General features: G+C 70.0%; 19 protein-coding genes. 16 read left to right on the top strand and 3 right to left on the bottom strand.

Annotated features, from left to right (window positions below; all coding sequences use genetic code 11):
• The first annotated feature begins 17 nt into the window (after positions 1 to 17).
• On the top strand, positions 18 to 764 hold the full coding sequence (locus KPF22_RS00600; RefSeq protein WP_157818142.1) for a hypothetical protein: 747 nt from the start codon (positions 18 to 20) through the stop codon (positions 762 to 764).
• 5 nt (positions 765 to 769) lie between these two features.
• Entirely contained in the window at positions 770 to 2,143 is a 1,374-nt protein-coding gene (gene dnaB / locus KPF22_RS00595) for a replicative DNA helicase (protein WP_100877200.1), read from the top strand.
• Positions 2,144 to 2,213: 70 nt separating this feature from the next.
• Here dnaB and KPF22_RS00590 read toward each other — a convergent pair whose 3' ends face one another.
• The 3 genes from KPF22_RS00590 to KPF22_RS00580 all read right to left on the bottom strand — a co-directional run bounded on the left by KPF22_RS00590 (position 2,214) and on the right by KPF22_RS00580 (position 4,451).
• Positions 2,214 to 3,149: a ParB/RepB/Spo0J family partition protein gene (locus KPF22_RS00590; RefSeq protein ID WP_100877201.1), complete on the bottom strand. Its 936-nt coding sequence runs from the start codon at positions 3,147 to 3,149 to the stop codon at positions 2,214 to 2,216.
• Positions 3,146 to 3,808 carry a ParA family protein gene (locus tag KPF22_RS00585; protein WP_208622866.1) on the bottom strand — a complete coding sequence of 221 codons (663 nt, stop codon included), beginning with the start codon at positions 3,806 to 3,808 and terminating at the stop codon, positions 3,146 to 3,148. Before KPF22_RS00585 ends, KPF22_RS00590 begins: the two co-directional genes overlap by 4 nt.
• Before the next feature lie 349 nt (positions 3,809 to 4,157).
• Positions 4,158 to 4,451: a hypothetical protein gene (locus tag KPF22_RS00580; RefSeq protein ID WP_100877202.1), complete on the bottom strand. Its 294-nt coding sequence runs from the start codon at positions 4,449 to 4,451 to the stop codon at positions 4,158 to 4,160.
• A 1,732-nt stretch (positions 4,452 to 6,183) separates the two neighbouring features.
• Between KPF22_RS00580 and KPF22_RS00575 the strand changes: the two genes are divergently transcribed.
• The 14 genes from KPF22_RS00575 to KPF22_RS00510 all read left to right on the top strand — a co-directional run bounded on the left by KPF22_RS00575 (position 6,184) and on the right by KPF22_RS00510 (position 16,642).
• Positions 6,184 to 6,528 (top strand): hypothetical protein, encoded by a 345-nt coding sequence (locus KPF22_RS00575; RefSeq protein ID WP_157818143.1) that lies wholly within the window; start codon positions 6,184 to 6,186, stop codon positions 6,526 to 6,528.
• Positions 6,525 to 7,085 (top strand): DUF6879 family protein, encoded by a 561-nt coding sequence (locus tag KPF22_RS00570; RefSeq protein WP_100877204.1) that lies wholly within the window; start codon positions 6,525 to 6,527, stop codon positions 7,083 to 7,085. The genes KPF22_RS00575 and KPF22_RS00570 overlap by 4 nt, the downstream gene beginning before the upstream one ends.
• Before the next feature lie 5 nt (positions 7,086 to 7,090).
• A complete protein-coding gene (locus tag KPF22_RS00565; RefSeq protein ID WP_100877205.1) occupies positions 7,091 to 7,960 on the top strand; it encodes a helix-turn-helix transcriptional regulator in 870 nt (289 codons plus the stop codon).
• A 206-nt stretch (positions 7,961 to 8,166) separates the two neighbouring features.
• Complete coding sequence (locus KPF22_RS00560) at positions 8,167 to 8,457, top strand: WhiB family transcriptional regulator (protein WP_100877206.1); 291 nt, start codon at positions 8,167 to 8,169, stop codon at positions 8,455 to 8,457.
• A complete protein-coding gene (locus KPF22_RS00555) occupies positions 8,454 to 9,485 on the top strand; it encodes a hypothetical protein (RefSeq protein WP_100877207.1) in 1,032 nt (343 codons plus the stop codon). The genes KPF22_RS00560 and KPF22_RS00555 overlap by 4 nt, the downstream gene beginning before the upstream one ends.
• Before the next feature lie 116 nt (positions 9,486 to 9,601).
• Complete coding sequence (locus tag KPF22_RS00550) at positions 9,602 to 9,817, top strand: hypothetical protein (RefSeq protein ID WP_100877208.1); 216 nt, start codon at positions 9,602 to 9,604, stop codon at positions 9,815 to 9,817.
• Complete coding sequence (locus KPF22_RS00545; RefSeq protein WP_100877209.1) at positions 9,814 to 10,116, top strand: hypothetical protein; 303 nt, start codon at positions 9,814 to 9,816, stop codon at positions 10,114 to 10,116. Before KPF22_RS00550 ends, KPF22_RS00545 begins: the two co-directional genes overlap by 4 nt.
• Positions 10,113 to 10,640: a hypothetical protein gene (locus tag KPF22_RS00540; RefSeq protein WP_179763170.1), complete on the top strand. Its 528-nt coding sequence runs from the start codon at positions 10,113 to 10,115 to the stop codon at positions 10,638 to 10,640. The genes KPF22_RS00545 and KPF22_RS00540 overlap by 4 nt, the downstream gene beginning before the upstream one ends.
• Before the next feature lie 10 nt (positions 10,641 to 10,650).
• Positions 10,651 to 11,097 (top strand): hypothetical protein, encoded by a 447-nt coding sequence (locus KPF22_RS00535; protein ID WP_100877211.1) that lies wholly within the window; start codon positions 10,651 to 10,653, stop codon positions 11,095 to 11,097.
• A gap of 6 nt (positions 11,098 to 11,103) precedes the next feature.
• Positions 11,104 to 12,132, top strand: coding sequence for a hypothetical protein (locus KPF22_RS00530; protein WP_157818144.1), 1,029 nt, complete (start codon positions 11,104 to 11,106; stop codon positions 12,130 to 12,132).
• 110 nt (positions 12,133 to 12,242) lie between these two features.
• On the top strand, positions 12,243 to 14,459 hold the full coding sequence (locus KPF22_RS00525; protein WP_100877213.1) for an ATP-binding protein: 2,217 nt from the start codon (positions 12,243 to 12,245) through the stop codon (positions 14,457 to 14,459).
• A 235-nt stretch (positions 14,460 to 14,694) separates the two neighbouring features.
• A complete protein-coding gene (locus tag KPF22_RS00520) occupies positions 14,695 to 14,964 on the top strand; it encodes a WhiB family transcriptional regulator (RefSeq protein WP_179763270.1) in 270 nt (89 codons plus the stop codon).
• Positions 14,961 to 15,464 (top strand): SsgA family sporulation/cell division regulator, encoded by a 504-nt coding sequence (locus tag KPF22_RS00515; RefSeq protein WP_179763171.1) that lies wholly within the window; start codon positions 14,961 to 14,963, stop codon positions 15,462 to 15,464. Before KPF22_RS00520 ends, KPF22_RS00515 begins: the two co-directional genes overlap by 4 nt.
• Positions 15,465 to 16,408: 944 nt before the next feature.
• On the top strand, positions 16,409 to 16,642 hold the full coding sequence (locus KPF22_RS00510) for a hypothetical protein (RefSeq protein ID WP_224400929.1): 234 nt from the start codon (positions 16,409 to 16,411) through the stop codon (positions 16,640 to 16,642).
• The last annotated feature ends 24 nt before the right edge of the window (positions 16,643 to 16,666 follow it).

Below are 16,666 nucleotides of genomic sequence, written 5' to 3'. Positions count from 1 at the left end.
CAGTGACCAGAGCGGAGATGCTGGCTGCCGCCACCGAGCTGCGATCTGACCCCGCACTACGGCGACTCACACCTCGCTGGATTCGCGCCATCGTGCGGGGCTGGTGGGAAGCCGGCTGGACTAACAACGACCTGCGCTACGCCCTCGAGTACCGGCCCCGCCAGGACGGCCGCGCCATCCCTGCCCACCGCTGCCCAGCCAGCCAGTTGCGCAGGCCCGACGGCTGGCTACGCCATCGCCTGAGCTGGTGGCGCGACGGACACGGCCCGCTCGTCTCACCCACAGTCGACTCCCGCCAGCGCCGCTCGGCCGCCCTCGTCCGCGGCCACGCCGCCGCCCAACGACTGCCCTACGGCGCCACCGACCTGTCCCCCACCGACCTGCAGATCAGCAGCGACGACCACCGCGCCGCCCGTTCTGCGATTGTCCGTCAGTGGGCCGCCGAGTTCACCGCCCGCCGCAACGCTGTCCGCCCCGCCGCCGAGGTCGCCACAGTCGAAAGCAGCAAGCGCTACTACCGCCGGATCAGCCGCGCACTCGACGAAGGGCGCAGCCGCCGCACAGCCACTCCCCCGCTGCTCGATCCGGCGGATGGTCACGGGGGCGGGCCCGCCTCAAGCGCCTCGCCGGACACCAGCTCACCGCGCAACCACGAGAGCGACGCCCTCGATGAAGGGCGAACCGCTCACGAGCGCGCGCTCGCCCGGGCACGGGCCGAACGCACCTCCCGGCCTCTCCCACGCGCTCACCGGAGGCTCCGATGACTGCCATGTCCGCGCGTTATGACAAGAGTGGCGACACCGGCGCACCACCTGACACGTTCGACCGTCAGCCCCCGCAGGACCTCACGGCCGAGCAGTCGGTGCTCGGCGGCATGCTGTTGAGCAAGGACGCGATCGCCGACGTCGTGGAGGTCCTGCAGCCGGAGGACTTCTACCGGCCCGCCCACCAGACCGTCTACGAGACGATCCTGGACCTCTACAGCCGTGGCGAGCCCGCGGACGCGGTGACGGTCTCGGCGGAGCTGCAGCGGCGCGGTGAGCTCGTCCGCCTCGGCGGCGCGCCCTACCTGCACACCCTCATCGCGACCGTGCCCACCGCGGCGAACGCGGCGTACTACGCCGAGATCGTCGGCGAGAAGGCGGTCCTGCGGCGGCTGGTCGAGGCCGGCACCCGGATCGTGCAGCTCGGCTACCACGGTGCCGACGGCGGCGACGTCGACGACGCGGTGGACCGGGCCCAGGCCGCGGTCTACGAGGTCACCGAGCGCACCACCACCGAGGACTACACGGTGCTGGAGGAGCTCCTCCAGCCCACGATGGACGAGATCGACGCGATCGCCTCCCGGGGCGGCCAGTCCACGGGTGTGCCGACCGGCTTCGCCGACCTCGACCAGGTCACCAACGGTCTGCACCCGGGCCAGATGGTCGTCGTCGCGGCCCGGCCGGGTCTGGGCAAGTCGACCCTGGGTCTGGACTTCGCCCGCTCCTGCTCCATCAAGAACGGCATGACCAGCGCGTTCTTCTCGCTGGAGATGAGCAAGTCCGAGATCGTCATGCGCCTGCTGTCCGCCGAGGCCCGGATCCGGCTGGCCGACATGCGCGCCGGCCGGATGTCGGACGAGGACTGGACGCGGATGGCGCGGCGGATGTCGGAGATCTCCGAGGCGCCGCTCTACATCGACGACTCGCCGAACCTGACGCTGATGGAGATCCGGGCCAAGGCGCGCCGGATGAAGCAGCGCTACGACCTGAAGCTGATCATCCTGGACTACCTGCAGCTGATGACCTCGGGCCGCAAGGTCGAGTCCCGTCAGCAGGAGGTCTCGGAGTTCTCCCGGCAGATCAAGCTGCTGGCCAAGGAGCTCGAGGTCCCGGTGGTGGCGATGAGCCAGCTGAACCGTGGTCCCGAGCAGCGCACCGACAAGCGGCCGATGCTGTCCGACCTGCGTGAGTCCGGCTCGATCGAGCAGGACGCGGACATGGTGGTGCTGCTGCACCGCCCCGACGCGTTCGAGCAGGACGATCCACGCGCCGGTGAGGCCGACCTGATCCTGGCCAAGCACCGTAACGGCCCGACCACGACGATCACCGTCGCCCACCAGCTGCACTACAGCAGGTTCTCCGACCTCGCCCACGGCTGAGGCTCGGCCGATGGTGATAACCCGGTTATCGCTCCACCGCGTACGGCGCGACGATAACCGGGTTATCACCTCAGTGTCGGAGCGCTGTCAGTGCATCGATCAGAGCCTGCAGTCCGTCGTCGTCGAGCTGTCGACGCAGGCGGCGCGCGATCTTGTCGACGTCGACCGCCGCATCCCGATCGGGCTGGTCCGCCGCTGGAGCGGGAGAAGGCGAGTCGTTCGCGGGCTGGTCCGGCGACTCAGTGCTGGAAGGTCGAGCGCGCTCCCCCTCCGTCGACTGACCACGCAACGCCTCCAGCTTCTCCGCCTGTTCTTCCGGCGATGCCGAGGCCACGGTTCGAGCTTCCTTCACCGATATCTCGCCGATGCGGAGTTTCTCCTGCAGGTCAGGGGTGAGCTTGAGCAGCGACAGCCGCTGCGAAACCCAGGCCTGAGTCTTCGCCACCCGCTTCGCCGCCGTGCGCTGCGAGCCATGTCGTTCCACGAGACCTTGAAGCTCGCGGGCCTCCAGCAGCGGGGGAAGGTCTTGACGGTGGATGTTCTCGACCAGCGTGGCTTCTGCCAGCATCGGGTCCGCTCCCCCGAGTCGGTCCTCGATCGAGGCGACGAGGTGAGGCAGCTCCGCCAAGCGGGCCCCCGCGAGCCGGCGGTTTCCGATGAGGACCACCCACGCCGCGCTCCCGATCTGATCCGCATCCTCCGGGTAGTGAGCGAGGTAGACATCCCGAGCGACCACCGTCGCTGGCTGCAGCTGCCCGTGCTCCCGGAGGCTGTCGGCGAGCTCCTGAATCGCGGGGTCGTCGTCGTACCCGTAGCGAGGGTTGCGCGGATTGTGGGCCAGGTCGGAAAGCGGGATGCGGCGCTGGGACACGCCGGGATCCGGTGTTGTCTGGAGCGAGGCCTGCGCGGCGAAGACGTCGGAGCCGAAGGACACCCGCCCGCGCTTGCGCTTCTTCGTCGACGACCCGACTGCGGAGTCCGCGCTGCTCGCGGCCGCCTCGCTCATCGGGTGCGCCCGTAGCCGAGTTCGAGCGCCAGCCGCAGGATGTCCTGCTGGGCCTCCAAGGCCACACGGCTCTTGGCGTACTGGGTGCAGACGACACCCTCTGCTGCCGCCCGACTGTGGATCTTGTAACGACGAATGACCGAGTTCGCGAGCGGCCAGTTCTTCTTGCGGGCGAAGGTCAGGGTGTCGTCGAGATCGACCCGGCCGTCGCGTGGATCCCAGAGATTCACGACCACGGTGTAGGGGACTCCCAGGGGCTCGATGACCTGGGTGATGGTCGTGTCGGCAGGTACGAAGGTGAGCGGCTCTGTCGTGATCGGGACGATCGCGTCGTCGGCGCTCTTCAGGACCGACCGGAGAATGTGCTCATTCTCCAGGCTGCCCGGGGTGTCCACGAACACGTGCGAGAAGTCGGCGTCTCGCAACCTCTCCAGATCACTGGGGCTGTCGGTCTCGGTGTAGGCGAATGGGATGTCATCGCCGACCCTGCTTGCCCACCAGTCCATGGATCGCTGCGGGTCGGTGCCTACGACCAGGACGGATGGATCGTCTCCTCCGAGCACCTGGTCGACGACAGCAGCGAGGTTGACGGTGATCGTGGTCTTGCCGACGCCGCCCTTCTGGCAGCACACAGCATGAACTCTGGCCAAGATGGCCACCTCTCCGTGGACTTCACGGCCCGGAGTTGGGCCGCTACTTCGGATAAGTCAGAGCAGATGATGCCAGCTGTGGGTCCGTGCTCCGCGGTCATCCCCCGGCGTGTGCGGTTCCGAGTCAGGGCCGCGCGATAACCGGGTTATCGCCGTCAGCGCGCCGTCGATTTGGGAGCTGCGACCTATCGATGTTGGCGCTACCGGACCGGGAGCGCTGCTTGGGTTCGAGGGCGCCGAAGAAGCTTCTCGCCAGCAACGCGCGCCGAGGCCGCGCGAGACGGCGACCACCCAACGACGCTGCAGCGGGGGAGCGGGGACCGATAACCCGGTTATCGCTCACGCAGCGACGGCGGCTTCAGTCGTCGGCCTGGAATACACCCTGCGCGACCAGCCACTTTCGCCAGTAATCGACCCGATCGGGGTCGGCCGCGAACCCTTCGGGCCAGCCGTCGGTCGCGATCTGGCGCAGGACATCCCGGACTCGGCTGCGCCCAACACGAGCGCGGGAGGAGACCTTCCGCAAGTGCGGGTCCACGACGGCGTTCATTGCGCGCGCGGTGTCGCCCAACGTGAAGTGCACCGGCCGGTAGGCGACCAGGACCTCATGTCCGCGCTCGTCTGGCCTGGCGACCAGCGAACTCTCGCGCATCCCTGCCCTCCTCACCTCGGCCCGGTACCGAGAACTGTACCGATGTCGGCGCTCTGACTGAGCACTTGCAGTGAGTGTGTCCTCCGCGGAGGTGGGCTACTACGTGTCCAAGCTGCCGGGTGAGGCCCCGGCTGAGAGTGTCCGCGCCGGTGCAGCAGGCGCCGTCACGCCAGCGTCCTTCGGCCGGATAGACCCAGCCGGACCAGCGCATCTCTGACGCTGGCCCCGGCCGTGGGGCCGAAGGGACGGCTTTGGTGCGAGGGACCGAGAATCATCGGTTGACGAGGTGGTGTCGCGCATCGCCGCGAGGCGTGGTCACCGCGTTCGGGCGCAGCTATCCCGGCCCCGCGCGCCCGGCGTGTCATTGCGGTTGCGTCCTCGGTGGCGAGAGATCCGTTCGAGTCCCTACAGACGACCTCTGACCAGCTGGAACGCCCTCGGTTGCGGGGTCGCCGCGCGGACCTGATCGCCGAGGCGAAGTTCTACTATCAGGTCCGGACTCAATGTGCGGCTGACCAGCGACTACGTATTCTCCGGTGGCAGCGGGAGGAGTCGGCAACGACAGCTCAGTCAGCCCCACTGAGAGTGAGCTATGCCCGATATGCGAGTTCGGCGCTGTCTGCGGGCGCTACCGAGTAGACGACCTGCAGGATATGCGCTGGTCAGCGTCGTGGTGGCGAGCCACTTCGAGTGCGTGCCAGGCGGTCGGAGCCGAGTATCGCCTCGTCCGGTGCTCCAGAGCACCGTTTGACGATCCGGCGCGGCTCGAGGCGCTCAACGACTCGGAAGTGGTGGGCCTGTGGCCCCGGTCTTATCGATGCGGGAGCGTCGCAACCTGGGGGCGGGGTGACCGAGCACGTGGCTGCCCGACGGCCGGCCTCGCGCGTACGCGTGTGTCGCGTGGGCGTCACTCCGCGCGCCGGGCTAGGTCTCAGAGAAACTCCCGGCTCGAGCGGGACGGCGGTGGTCTTCGTCCACCGACCCTCGGCGAAGGTGGCGGGGCGAGCTGTGGGGGTGGCGCCGGCCCTGGAGGTCGTGAAGACCCGGCGCCCACACCCGGAGAACCTTGCGGACCGTGATTCCCAGAGGCGAGCTCGGCGCGGCCCGTCGAGCCCGTGAGTCCCGCGACCCGCCCCAGGATCGAGACGCCCTCGCCCGGCTGACCCCCGCGCCCTGGCGGGGCCGGGGCGCGGTGGCAACGAGCGTAGGAAGCACCTGTGCTCGCGCTCAGTGCCCCCCAGGACTTGAGAGCCGGGGCGCGCGCTGTCGCCTGCGTCGTGGGCACTCGACATCCCTCACTCGCCACAGCCGCGGCATCCGGCCATACCGAGACCGGCCGGCGTGGGTCCGTTTGCCTCAGGAGCTGCACGAGGTCCGGGAGTAGACCGCCGAGCAACGAGCAGACCGTGCCACGGCGGAAAGCGGCCAGGCGCGCTCGCGGTCGACGTCGCCGACGAGGCGGTCCGCGGCGGCGGCGCGTCCGTTGCACACACACCGAGCACCGAGCCGCTCCCCAGGGCGCCGGGAAATTTCCTCGCGACCTCTTACTGCGGTGGCGGGCCCGGACAACGCGACGTACGCGTGCGCGTGCGAGGCCAGAAAATTTCCACGCCTTCTAAGCTCGCCGACGGGCTCGGACCCGTTCTGTCCGACACCGTTGCCAGCCCGACTAGTCGCACTTAGTCTTCGAGGTACTAGGATCGCGGCTCAACGGGAAGGCGAACTCATGAGCATGCAGCTGCTCGCCGGGACGATGGAGTGCCGCAACGGCAACTGTCCGACCGCATGGCTGACCGAGCGGGGGGCGGTGATCGTGCAGGGCTACATCGCGTCCGCTCGGACGGTGCGGGTGCCGCGCGACATCGTCGAACGCGCCGCGCGCGAACTGCAGATGCACGGCCTGTCCGTCGGTGCCGTGCCGGCGCCGCGGTCCGAGACCATCCGAGCGGCGGGGGAGTGGTTCGTGGTGTCCGGCACCCCGACGACGCTGGTGTGCCCCAAGGGAGAACGCGCCCACGAGATCCTGGTGAGCGACGTGCTCACGGCCGTCGACGAAGCGACGAGGGAGGCCGTATGACCCCCGAAGACCTGGACGAGCTCTACCGCACCTACGAGCACTCCGCGTTCCGGCTGGAATGCCGCGACGTCTACGCAATCCCCGGCGAGGACCCGGACTTCGACGCCTTCCTCGCCGACAAGCCGTTCCCCGCGCGCACGGTCGACAACGACGACTGGCTGGCCAACGTCCACGCCCAGGTCGGCCGGGGCAAGTACTTCGGCCGGGTCCGGCTGCTCGGCCACCCGGTCACCGACTACACACGGTTCCAGCTGCTCTGCTACCCCCGGGAGAACATCCGCGCCGGCGAGGAAGTCCGCATTCTGGACCGACACTGGCTCAGCACGGGCGACGACGCCTGGACTCGGCAGGACTTCTGGATGTTCGACGAGCGGATCGTGGTGCTGCAGCACTTCGATGACGAAGGGAACTTCCTCGGCGTCTCTCAAGCCAGCGATCCCGCCCCCTACATCGCCATCCGTCGGCGCGCGGTCGAGCTGTCCGTCCCGTTCGACGACTACCGGCTGGTCCCGGCCCCACGATCGGGTGCCGAGACCCCTGAGCGCGCTGCGAGCTAACCCCCTTGACCCACGCCGACATCCACCCACAGCACCAGCGCCTGGCGGCGCGCTTGAAGGAGCTCCGCCAGGCCGCCGGGCTCTCGGCTGCGGCCCTGGGTGAGCAGCTCGGCTGGTCGCAGAGCAAGACCTCCAAGATGGAGAACGGCCACTCCGCCCTCGTACTTGCCGACATCGAGCAGTGGCTCGACACGGTCCACGCCGACGAGGACGTCCGTGCAGAGCTGCGCGCACTCGCCCAGGAGGCGGGGACCCGGGTACGGCCGTGGCGCAACAGTAACCGCCCCGACGGGCCCAGCCAGCAGGACGCCAGGGCTCGGCGTGACGCAACGACCAGCGGGATCGGGGTGTATCAGTCCGAGGTCGTTCCCGGGCTGTTGCAGACCCCGGACTACGCGCGCAGACTGCGCGAGATCCACAGCCTGCTCCCCGCCGCGGAGATCCCCGCCTCGGTGCTGTCGCTGATGAACCGTCAGACAGTCCTGTTCGACGAGTCCAAGCAGTTCGACCTGGTCATGACCGAGACCGCGCTGCGATGGCGTCCCGGCCCAGCCTCCGTGATGCTCGCTCAGCTCGACCGCATCGCCGCGCTGGCCAGCCTCCCCAACGTGCGCATCGGTGTGCTCTCCCGCGAGACGCAGGAGCGTGCCGAGGTCCGCCCCCTGCACTCCTTCGTACTCCTGCGCTACGACGACGCACCCACGACCGTCGAGATCGAGACACTCACCGCCGAGCAGGAAGTGACCGATCCAGCCGACGTCAAGCTCTACGAGCAGTTCCTCGCCGAGCAACAGCGGTCCGCAGAGCACGGACCCGCTCTACTCGCCCTGCTCGACCGCCTCCGCGCCGACCTCTCCTTGAGCACTCCAGGCTAGTCGCACGAAGACTAAGGCCCGCGATCAGCAAATTAGCTGGGCGCGGGCCATTTCTGTGCGCGCAGAGTTAGTCGCGGAAACCTCGGGCTAGACTCGCGACTAGTCACGGACTAGTCTGGAAGTAGAGATGCCCCGGCGGGTGCGACCGCCGAGGCATCTGAGCAGACAACCGGACTGATCCCCCATCACGAGGAAGCCAGGCGCCCATGAAGACCGTACCCAGAAGCGTCGACTCTCAGGCGGTGCCCGGCCGTCTGCCGTGTGCCGATACCGACGTGATCGAGCTGTTCTTCCCCGTCGGCACCGCTGGGCCGGCCCTGCAGCAGATCGCCGAGGCCAAGACCATCTGCCGTCACTGCCCGGTGCTCCAGGCCTGCCGGGCCGAGGCGCTGGCTCGGCCCGGCGCATTCACCCACGGCGTCGTGGGTGGACTCAGCGAGGACGAGCGGAACGCGCTGCTGCGGCGTCGCGCGGCACGACGAGCGGGGATCCGATGAGCGCCCCGACCAGCAACGGCCACCGTCCGACGCCGCCGTCCACTCTCTCGGCCGAGCAGTGGGGGAGCGAGCTCATCCCCTCCGGCACCACGCGTGAGGACGACCCGGTCGAAGAAAGCGTCGCCGACACCGACGAGGTCCGGGCGCTGGCTCGCCAGGTTCACCAGGCTCGAGGCCTCGTCGCCCTCCAGGACGACCCGGCCCTGCACGAAGCACTGTCCGAGCGAGAGCGGCGAGCTGACCGCAAGGTCACCGAGCGGATCCGCAGTGCCCGGCGGGCCGAGCGGCGCCGGACCGCGCTCGCCGAGGTCGCCGGCACCCGACGCGACAGGCAGGAAGCTCGCTGGGTCGGCAGGGCACGGACCAGCAAGGAACGCCTGCTCAACCCCAACCGGCGCCTCGCCGCGACCTATCGCCGCTACGTCGCGCTGTCCTGCGTACCTCCAACCCTCATCGGTTTCGGAGTGGTATTCATGTCGGCGACCGTGCACGACGGTGTCGTCGGCATGGACGGGCCGTGGGTGGGTTACCTGATCGAGCCGATGGCGTCGGTGCTGCTGGTCGTCAGCCTCCTGATCGGCTTCACCGCAGTACAGAACAGCCGGCAGGTCCCCCGAGGCCTCTACGTCCTCGACGGCGGCCTCGCGCTGGCCTCGCTGGTGTTGACGGTCGTCCCGTGGGGTCTGCGTTACGGCTTCGACGCGGGGTCGACTATGGCCCACACCCTGCCGTCACTGCTGGTCGTTGCGGCGGTGGTCGTTCAGCATCTGCTGCACTCGGTGTTCCGGCCGATCTTCGCCGAGCTCTACGAGGAGCTGCAGCCCTCGCGGCTGACCGACCAGACCGCCGACACCGTCGTGCTCTACGAGCGGACCCGTCGCGCGATCGACGACCAGCAGATTCCACTCTCTGCCTCTGGAGCACCGTCGCGAGAGGCGATCCGCAAGCGGTTCGGCGTGGGCAAGGTCCGCTCCCAGCTCGCCGGCGACGCCTACGAGCTCGTCCAGCAAACCCTCGACCCGCGGTAGCGCCAACCATGCGCCCGGGCCGCCGGCCCGGGGCGCTACCGCCGCAAGTCCTCTCCCCGGCGCCGCACCCCCAGGCGCCGGGGAGGGGACCCCTCCGATCTCCAGGAGCGCACCTCATGTCCGACCGGATCACAATCACGCTGGTCACAGGCTCCGAACGCCACCGGACCAGCGAGCCGATCGACGCCCCCGTCGACGACCCGCACCAGATCTGGGCGCACGTGCTCGAGCTCGCCGACCGGATCGGCGGCCTGGCCCGCCATGCCTACCTCGCCGAGATCGCCGTCGCCGAGACCGGCCTGCCGCTCTACGACCTGCGGTGCCTGGGATGAGCGGGCACCGCAGAAGCAACGCGGCCGCGGCCGGCGAGTTGCCACCCACGCTGCGTCGCTCCCGCCCGGACCGCCGCCGCGCCGCGCTCGCCACCCGATTCGCCAAGACCACCACCGACATCGAACGAGCCGTGTGCGCCTTCGACTACTTCCGAGGTGCCGCCAGCCGGCGCCACCCCCGGCCTGACGCCGCCGCCGAACTCGTCGCCGCCGTGATTGGCCAGCTCATCGAAGCGGGCGACCACCTTCTGCGCATGCAGGCACGAGAGCCCCTCAGCCCGAGGAAGGACACCGCATGAGCGAGCACGACGCCGCCCTCGACACCGCGGCGCCCGACTCGGGCCAACAGGAGACCCCGGCCCTGCCCAGCCCGCGTGTCACTGCGGCCACCCCGGCCGCGAACCCGGACGGCGAGCCGGAGGTCGAGGTCGACCGACCGCGTGCCGGGTGGCCAACCGTGCCCGATCGGCGCCAGGGAGCCCTGCACGCGGTCACCACCGCGGCGGCCGAGCTGCGTTTCGTGCACGAGCAGCCGGCCAGCCTGAAGCAGAGCCTCGCCCTGGCCCGTCAGGGCGCCTGGACGACCACCCGGACCGGCCCGCTGCGCCGCGCCGCGGTCGTCCACGTCTGGTGCATCCAGGCGCCCGTCCTGGTCATCGGCGCCCTGATCGCCTGGGCCGCCCGGACCCCGGGTCGCCTCTGGACGGTCGCCTTCCTACTGCTGAACGTCGCGACCGCGCTCGACCAGATCCCGGTTGTCCGCCTGCTCATACCCGAGTTCCTGACCTGGCCCTACTGGCCGCCCTTCTGCTGGATCAACTGAGGAGTCCGACATGAACGCTGCAGCCTTCGCCGGCACCGGCAGCATCGCCGCACTGGCCCTGCTGTTCGGCCTCTGGCTCTACTACCACGACGACATGCGCAAGACCACGAGCCTGCTCTTCCTAATTGCCGGGACCGGCCTCGGCGGCCTCATCGGCGCGCTCATCGCCCAGGCCTACGGCGTAGCGGCCAACGCCACCCCCCTGGCGACCCGCCTGCTCGGCTTCGGCGGCGCGGTCATCCTCGGCGGGATCGCCATCGTGATGACCCTCGAGGTCGTGATCAAGGGGATCTTCCCGAAGACGGCCAGGCCCAACCGCATCCATCCCTGGCTCGCGCTCGCGGCGCCGACCATCGGTCTCGCCAGTGGGGTGCCGATCCTCTACGGCCTCTACCGCCTGGTCGCCACCGGCATGGGCAACGCCGGATCCATCGCCCAGCAGTGGTTCGTGGGGTGATCGACGATGGAAACGCTCGTGCTGGTCGCGCTCATCACCTGGGGACTCGCCCGCTACGCAGGCACCGAGCTCATCGCCACCGCCCGCGGCACCGAACCACCGCGCCTGCGCGACCGCCAGCGCCGCGCCGAACGCGCCCACGAGCGCCGGATGGCCCGGGAAACCCGCCGCACCGGCCCCAGCGTCGGCGACGCACTGGCCCAACGCATCGCCGATCGCATCGCCCATCCCCGCGGCCCTCGCTCGCCCGGGCCCGCCCGGGCAGCGATGGGGGAGTGGTGGTCCGACGCCTGGGGCTACGCCACCGAGCGACGCCGTGAACGCCACCAGCGCCACGCCGACGGCGACCTGCTGCGACAGCGCCTGGCCCGCAACCTCCGCCAGCGATTCGGCGACACAACCGACCCGCACTGGCGACCGCGGCCGACCACCGCCCAACGCCCACCCCATCGCACGGACAACGCCGACCCGGTCGTCATCGACGCCGAGCCGACCCCAGCCCCGCCCACCGACCACACCAAACCCGCACCGGTCGAGGAGACCCCGACCGACGGCCCCCCGGAGGACCCCGAAAAGCCCAACCAGCACGAACCCGACCACACCCAGCAGCCCGAAGCCATCCACACCGAGCCCGACACCGAGCCCGAGCCGCGGTCCGCGGCCGAACACCAGTCCACCGCCACGATCCACCCCATCCGGAAGGACATCCCGATGACCGGCGCCAACCCGAACCTGACCAGCGGCGAGACCCTCGATCCCGGCAGTGCCAACCACTTCTGCGAGCAGATGCAGAACGTCGGTCAGCGACTTCTGACCGAGCTCGATCAGTCCGTCGCCTCCCTGACGCAGGCAGGCGTCAGCGGCGAACCCATCCGCCTGCTCGAGCAGATGCGCGAGAACGCCCAGCTGTTCACCAGCTCCGCCGGTGAGGCCAAGACCCACTTCGGCCGGCACCTCAACACCCAGGACCAGGTGCTCAGCGACGACACCCTCGCCGGAACCGTCAACGGCACCTACATCGGCACTCGCTCCTAGCCCGACAGCCCCGCCCCCAGGACTGACCCCGGTCGCTGGGCACCCGCGTCGCGGCGGAGCGGTGGCACTCCGACAAGCACTCCAGCACCACAACGACGAAGGGACTTGCGATGCCCAGGCAGCAGAGCGTCGCCGGCACCAACCTCACCCCAGAGGTCCTGGCCCGCGCCCTGCAGCGCCTGGTCGACGAGGACACCAGCCCGGCCACTCCCTCCGCCGAGCTCGCCGTGCGCCAGCCCACCACTGTGCTGCGCAAGGAGACGCCCCGGCGGTCGGCGATCAGCGATCACCACGATCACATCCGAGCTGAGAACGCCGCCCGCCGTGCCCCCTACCTGGCGACCTCCGCCACGGCCGCCGCCGGCTACCTCGGCTGGGGTCTGACCGAACTCGTCGGCCTCGCCGCCGGCCCCGGCGCCGAGCTGGCCACGACCACCGGCATCGGTCTCACCTCCCTCGGAGCGATCGCCGGTGCTCGCGCCCTGCTCCACAGCCGCATCCCGGCCTTCTGGCGCCGGCAGTCCTGGGCCGCGGGCGCAGGCACCGCGGCCTGGATCACCGCCGCCTCTGCCGTCGGCCCCGCCAACTGGACGATGACGGCGCTGCTCGCCGGAGGCGCTGCCGCGACCTGGGCCAGCTGGATGAAGCAGCACAGCATCCCCGACGTCGACCTCAACGCTCCCCAGCTGCCCGAGGCGAGCGACGAGACCACCAGCGGTGACTACGGCGACACGCTGGCCCAGCGCTGGTCCGAGAGCGTCAGCCGCCGCGGCAAGGCACTGCCCGGATCCATGCTCACCGACCGCGTCGATCTCAGCCGCGCCATCCGCTGGACCGTGCGCACCCCGGCCGGCGACGCCTCTTTCGACGACGTGTTCGGCCGCCGCCCCCGCATCGCTGGCGCGCTCGGCGTCTCGGCGAAGAACTTGATCATCGAACCGCACGAGGACAACGAAGCCTGGGCCTACCTGACCGTCATCGTGCGCGACTTGCTCTCCGGCGGCATCCCCTACCGAGGCCCGCGCTACGACAACGGCGTCATCCCCCTCGGCCCGTTCGCAGACGGCGAGGGCGACATGCAGTTCTACGCCGTCGAGGACATCGGCGTGCGCAACGGCCTGGTCACCGGTGAGCCAGGATCGGGAAAGTCAGCCTGCCTCGAGGCGATCGGGCTCGGTATCAAGCAGAGCGCTGTCTGGCACCTGCTGTTCGGCGACGGCGACCCCGACGGAGGGTCCAGCCCCGTACTCAACGACATCAGCGACTGGGCCGAGGCCGGGCCCCGCCAGGTGCTCGCCCAGCTCGAAGCCATCGAGGCCGCCCTCGAGATCCGCAGCCTGCTCAAGTCCACCCTCACCGAGGGCCCCGACGGCCCGGTTCGAATCACCGACCCCTCGCAGCAAAGCCCCCTGCGTAAGCTGCTGCCCAGCACCACCATCCCCGGCCTGATGTGGATCATCGACGAGCTGCAGCGGCTCAGCACCGACGCCTGGCTCGCATCGCAGGATTTCATCCCGCGCCTCGAACGTGTCGTGCGGATCGGCCGCAAGTACGGCGTCGCCGTGGTCGTCGGGACCCAGTCCCTGCTCGCTGGCGACTACGGCAACAGCACCGTGCTGCGTGGCTACCTGATGGCCCGCAACCTGTTCGCCTTCCGCAACATGAACCGCAGCGAGAACGCGGTGGTCGGCGGGATGGCCGTCACCCCAGGGTCTCTGCCTCCTGGAGGTGGCTACTGCTTCGCCATCGCCGGTGGCCGCTTGTCGATGGGCCGCGTCGCCTGGGCTCCCGACCTGGGGGAATGGGCCACAGCTCTCCCGTCATGCGCGCTCGACGAGAACACCGCCCTGGCCATGCGCGACTTCCAGCCCGCGATCGAGCAGAGCCCGGGCGCCCGCTTTGCCGCGCAGGTCGAGAAGCTCCACGCCTGGCGGCGCCGGAAGGAGTCCGGCGAACCCGTCGACGTCCCTGCCACGACCGTAGGCGACGCCGTTGAGGCCGCTCTGCCGGCGTTCATGCAAGGACTCCAGATCCCGTCCGCGCTCAGTGCGCAGAACGTCGTCGCGCTGCGCCCACGACCGACCAGCTCGCCGGCTCCCGACGGCCCGCAGGCCGCCCCGGACATCGAAGGGCTCCCCGCCAGCCAACAGGAGGTTCTACGCGCGCTCCAGGCCGGTTGTCGCCGCACTGGCGAGATCGTCGCCGCGACCGGTCTCAAGGCACCCGCCGTGTCCAAGTCGCTCGGCGCGCTCGCCGAGATGGGCGTCGCCCACAAGATCGCTCACGGGCAGTGGGAACCGGCCGGGACTGAAAGCCAGACCGGATGAAAGGCGCACCGACACCACTCGCTAATTGGTACGGTACTTGGTACTGTACTGGCTAATTGACGTCGTCATCACACGAGGCGGCCCGAGCGCTCACCTTCCACAGATCCCGCCCGGGCCGCTCCGACCTCATCGATCGGAGAACGAAGTGTCTCAGCTGTCCGCCCCCAGCCCGGGGAGCGCCACGGCCTCCTCGCAGCGCCCGGGCCTCGCCTACGTCCCGGAGGACTTCGACCACCTGTTGCTGGCACTCCTCAGCGAACCCCCGCCCTCCGAGCCGGACTGGCGGGAGCACGGACTGTGCGCCCAGACCGACCCCGACGCCTTCTTCCCCGAGAAGGGGGGATCCAGCCGGGACGCGAAGCGCGTCTGTGATCGCTGCGAGGTCCGGGACGACTGCCTCACCTACGCCATCGAGCACGACGAGCGATTCGGCATCTGGGGCGGCGCGTCCGAGAGGGAGCGGCGCCAGATCCGCCGCGAGCAGCAGTTGGAGGGGCCCCGATGACCGACACTCAGCCCGACCGCGGCGGTGTCGGTCTCAACAAGATCTGTACCCAGGTCATCGGGCGCATCTACCAGCTCCAGCTGGCCCCCGAGCCCGGCATTCGTGAGCTGCCGGTCCACGTCGAGATGACCTACCGCCGCAGCCGCCCCTTCGAGCTGGAGGTGCGATTCCGGACCTGCGGTGACACCACGAGCGTGACCTGGTGCATCGGCCGGGAGCTGCTCTCGGCCGGGCTCACCGGGGCGTCGTCCGAGGTGGACGACGCCGCTCAGCACCTTGCCCGCGACGTCCAGATCAGTACCCACGCTCTATCGCGGCACGACTGGACACTCATCACCCTCCGATCACCCAGCGGAACAGCCGAGATCGGCCTACCCAGCCACGAGCTCATCGAGTTCATCGACCGCACGGAAGACGTCGTGGCCGCTGGTATGGAAGGACCACTCGTTGCCGAGGCTGACCTCGCGGCCCTGTTTGACGAGCCAGGTCCGGTCTGGTGAGCAGACTGGCTGATCACTCGGCCGTGATCACACAGCTCGGCCCCTCCCGGACCGGGCCTGTCGGGGACTCGGCGCGAGCGCGGCGGTGCTGGTCCGGCTGACCTGTCGTGCCATCACCCACCGGGGTGGGCCCGGCGCCCGCCGAGCCCACCCCGTCACCCGACGACAAGCGCCAGCCCGGCCGGGCCAGCGCACGACGTCCGCAGGAACCCCGCGGACAGCCCACCCCGAGCCCGTCCCGTCCGATCGTCCTAGGAGAGCCGTGATACCCACCGCCGCCGTCCTCACCGACACCAGCGACAGCGCTAGTGCTACCTCCGCCGGGCGGGACAACGCGGCGCGGTCGTACGGATGGTGCCCGTCCTGCGGGGACTGGTTCTCCCACTGCAGGTCGTGCTCTGCATGCCCGAAGGGCGGCACACACACGACGAACTGTCCGAACGCGTCCCGGACCCGCTGCTGACCGGTCCCCGACCCTCCGCACGGTGCACCCCCGCGCGCAACTCCGTCGCTGATGTGCGCCTCTTCCTCGGTCCGCACGGCACCGACCCAGACCCCAGCAGCCAGCCCAACGTGACCATCGATCCCCGCCCCGGGACGGAGATGGGCTTGGCCACTGTGACCGGTCCTTGCCGCTGCGCCCGATCGGCCTGCACCCGCGCCGCCCGGGTGGGACGAGCTCGCTGCGCTCGTCGGCCTGGCGGCCGATCCCACACCGCTCGGGCGAGCTGGTCCGCCCGACCGGTCAGCCGGACCGGTCCCGGACGTGGCGCCCACCCCGACCGGGGCCGGCAAACGATGAGCACGGAGGTCAACATGGCAGCGAAGTCTTCTCCCGGAGATGGTTCCCACGGCCGCGGGATTCGCGGCGACAACCTCGCCGTGAGCACCCCGTCGCGGGTCTACACGCTGGTTCGCGCTCTGCTGTTCGGGGCGCGGTAACGATGAGCGAGGCGTTCTCCACCGAGGTCGGCCCCTGGCTACGCGGATGCGCCCAGCCCACGGTCGACCTCGACGCGGTGGCCCTGCTGTTTGCGCCGCCGGTGCTCTACGGCGAGTTCTATCCGTGGGAGGGCGCCTCGTTGGCTGCGCCCCCGGCCGGCACTGCCGGCCGGGGGCCGGCCTGGCCCCGGCCTTCGGCCGTGCCGTCGCCCGAGCCTGCGACGACGCCGCGGTGATCGGAGTGAGTTTCTCGGGTGGCA

The organism is Pseudonocardia sp. ICBG1034 (assembly GCF_020131375.1).
GTDB lineage: Bacteria > Actinomycetota > Actinomycetes > Mycobacteriales > Pseudonocardiaceae > Pseudonocardia > Pseudonocardia alni.
This window is presented reverse-complemented; position numbering and strand designations above follow the sequence as displayed.

Excerpts from the sequence above, each read along its gene's own strand:
- KPF22_RS00555 (WP_100877207.1), top strand. The coding sequence starts at position 8,454 with ATGAGCGCCCCGACCAGCAACGGCCACCGTCCGACGCCGCCGTCCACT.
- KPF22_RS00570 (WP_100877204.1), top strand. The coding sequence starts at position 6,525 with ATGACCCCCGAAGACCTGGACGAGCTCTACCGCACCTACGAGCACTCC.
- KPF22_RS00510 (WP_224400929.1), top strand. The coding sequence starts at position 16,409 with ATGAGCGAGGCGTTCTCCACCGAGGTCGGCCCCTGGCTACGCGGATGC.
- KPF22_RS00545 (WP_100877209.1), top strand. The coding sequence starts at position 9,814 with ATGAGCGGGCACCGCAGAAGCAACGCGGCCGCGGCCGGCGAGTTGCCA.
- KPF22_RS00560 (WP_100877206.1), top strand. The coding sequence starts at position 8,167 with ATGAAGACCGTACCCAGAAGCGTCGACTCTCAGGCGGTGCCCGGCCGT.
- KPF22_RS00600 (WP_157818142.1), top strand. The coding sequence starts at position 18 with ATGCTGGCTGCCGCCACCGAGCTGCGATCTGACCCCGCACTACGGCGA.
- dnaB (WP_100877200.1), top strand. The coding sequence starts at position 770 with ATGTCCGCGCGTTATGACAAGAGTGGCGACACCGGCGCACCACCTGAC.
- KPF22_RS00525 (WP_100877213.1), top strand. The coding sequence starts at position 12,243 with ATGCCCAGGCAGCAGAGCGTCGCCGGCACCAACCTCACCCCAGAGGTC.
- KPF22_RS00535 (WP_100877211.1), top strand. The coding sequence starts at position 10,651 with ATGAACGCTGCAGCCTTCGCCGGCACCGGCAGCATCGCCGCACTGGCC.
- KPF22_RS00550 (WP_100877208.1), top strand. The coding sequence starts at position 9,602 with ATGTCCGACCGGATCACAATCACGCTGGTCACAGGCTCCGAACGCCAC.
- KPF22_RS00530 (WP_157818144.1), top strand. The coding sequence starts at position 11,104 with ATGGAAACGCTCGTGCTGGTCGCGCTCATCACCTGGGGACTCGCCCGC.
- KPF22_RS00515 (WP_179763171.1), top strand. The coding sequence starts at position 14,961 with ATGACCGACACTCAGCCCGACCGCGGCGGTGTCGGTCTCAACAAGATC.
- KPF22_RS00575 (WP_157818143.1), top strand. The coding sequence starts at position 6,184 with ATGCAGCTGCTCGCCGGGACGATGGAGTGCCGCAACGGCAACTGTCCG.
- KPF22_RS00540 (WP_179763170.1), top strand. The coding sequence starts at position 10,113 with ATGAGCGAGCACGACGCCGCCCTCGACACCGCGGCGCCCGACTCGGGC.
- KPF22_RS00580 (WP_100877202.1), bottom strand. The coding sequence starts at position 4,451 with ATGCGCGAGAGTTCGCTGGTCGCCAGGCCAGACGAGCGCGGACATGAG.
- KPF22_RS00590 (WP_100877201.1), bottom strand. The coding sequence starts at position 3,149 with ATGAGCGAGGCGGCCGCGAGCAGCGCGGACTCCGCAGTCGGGTCGTCG.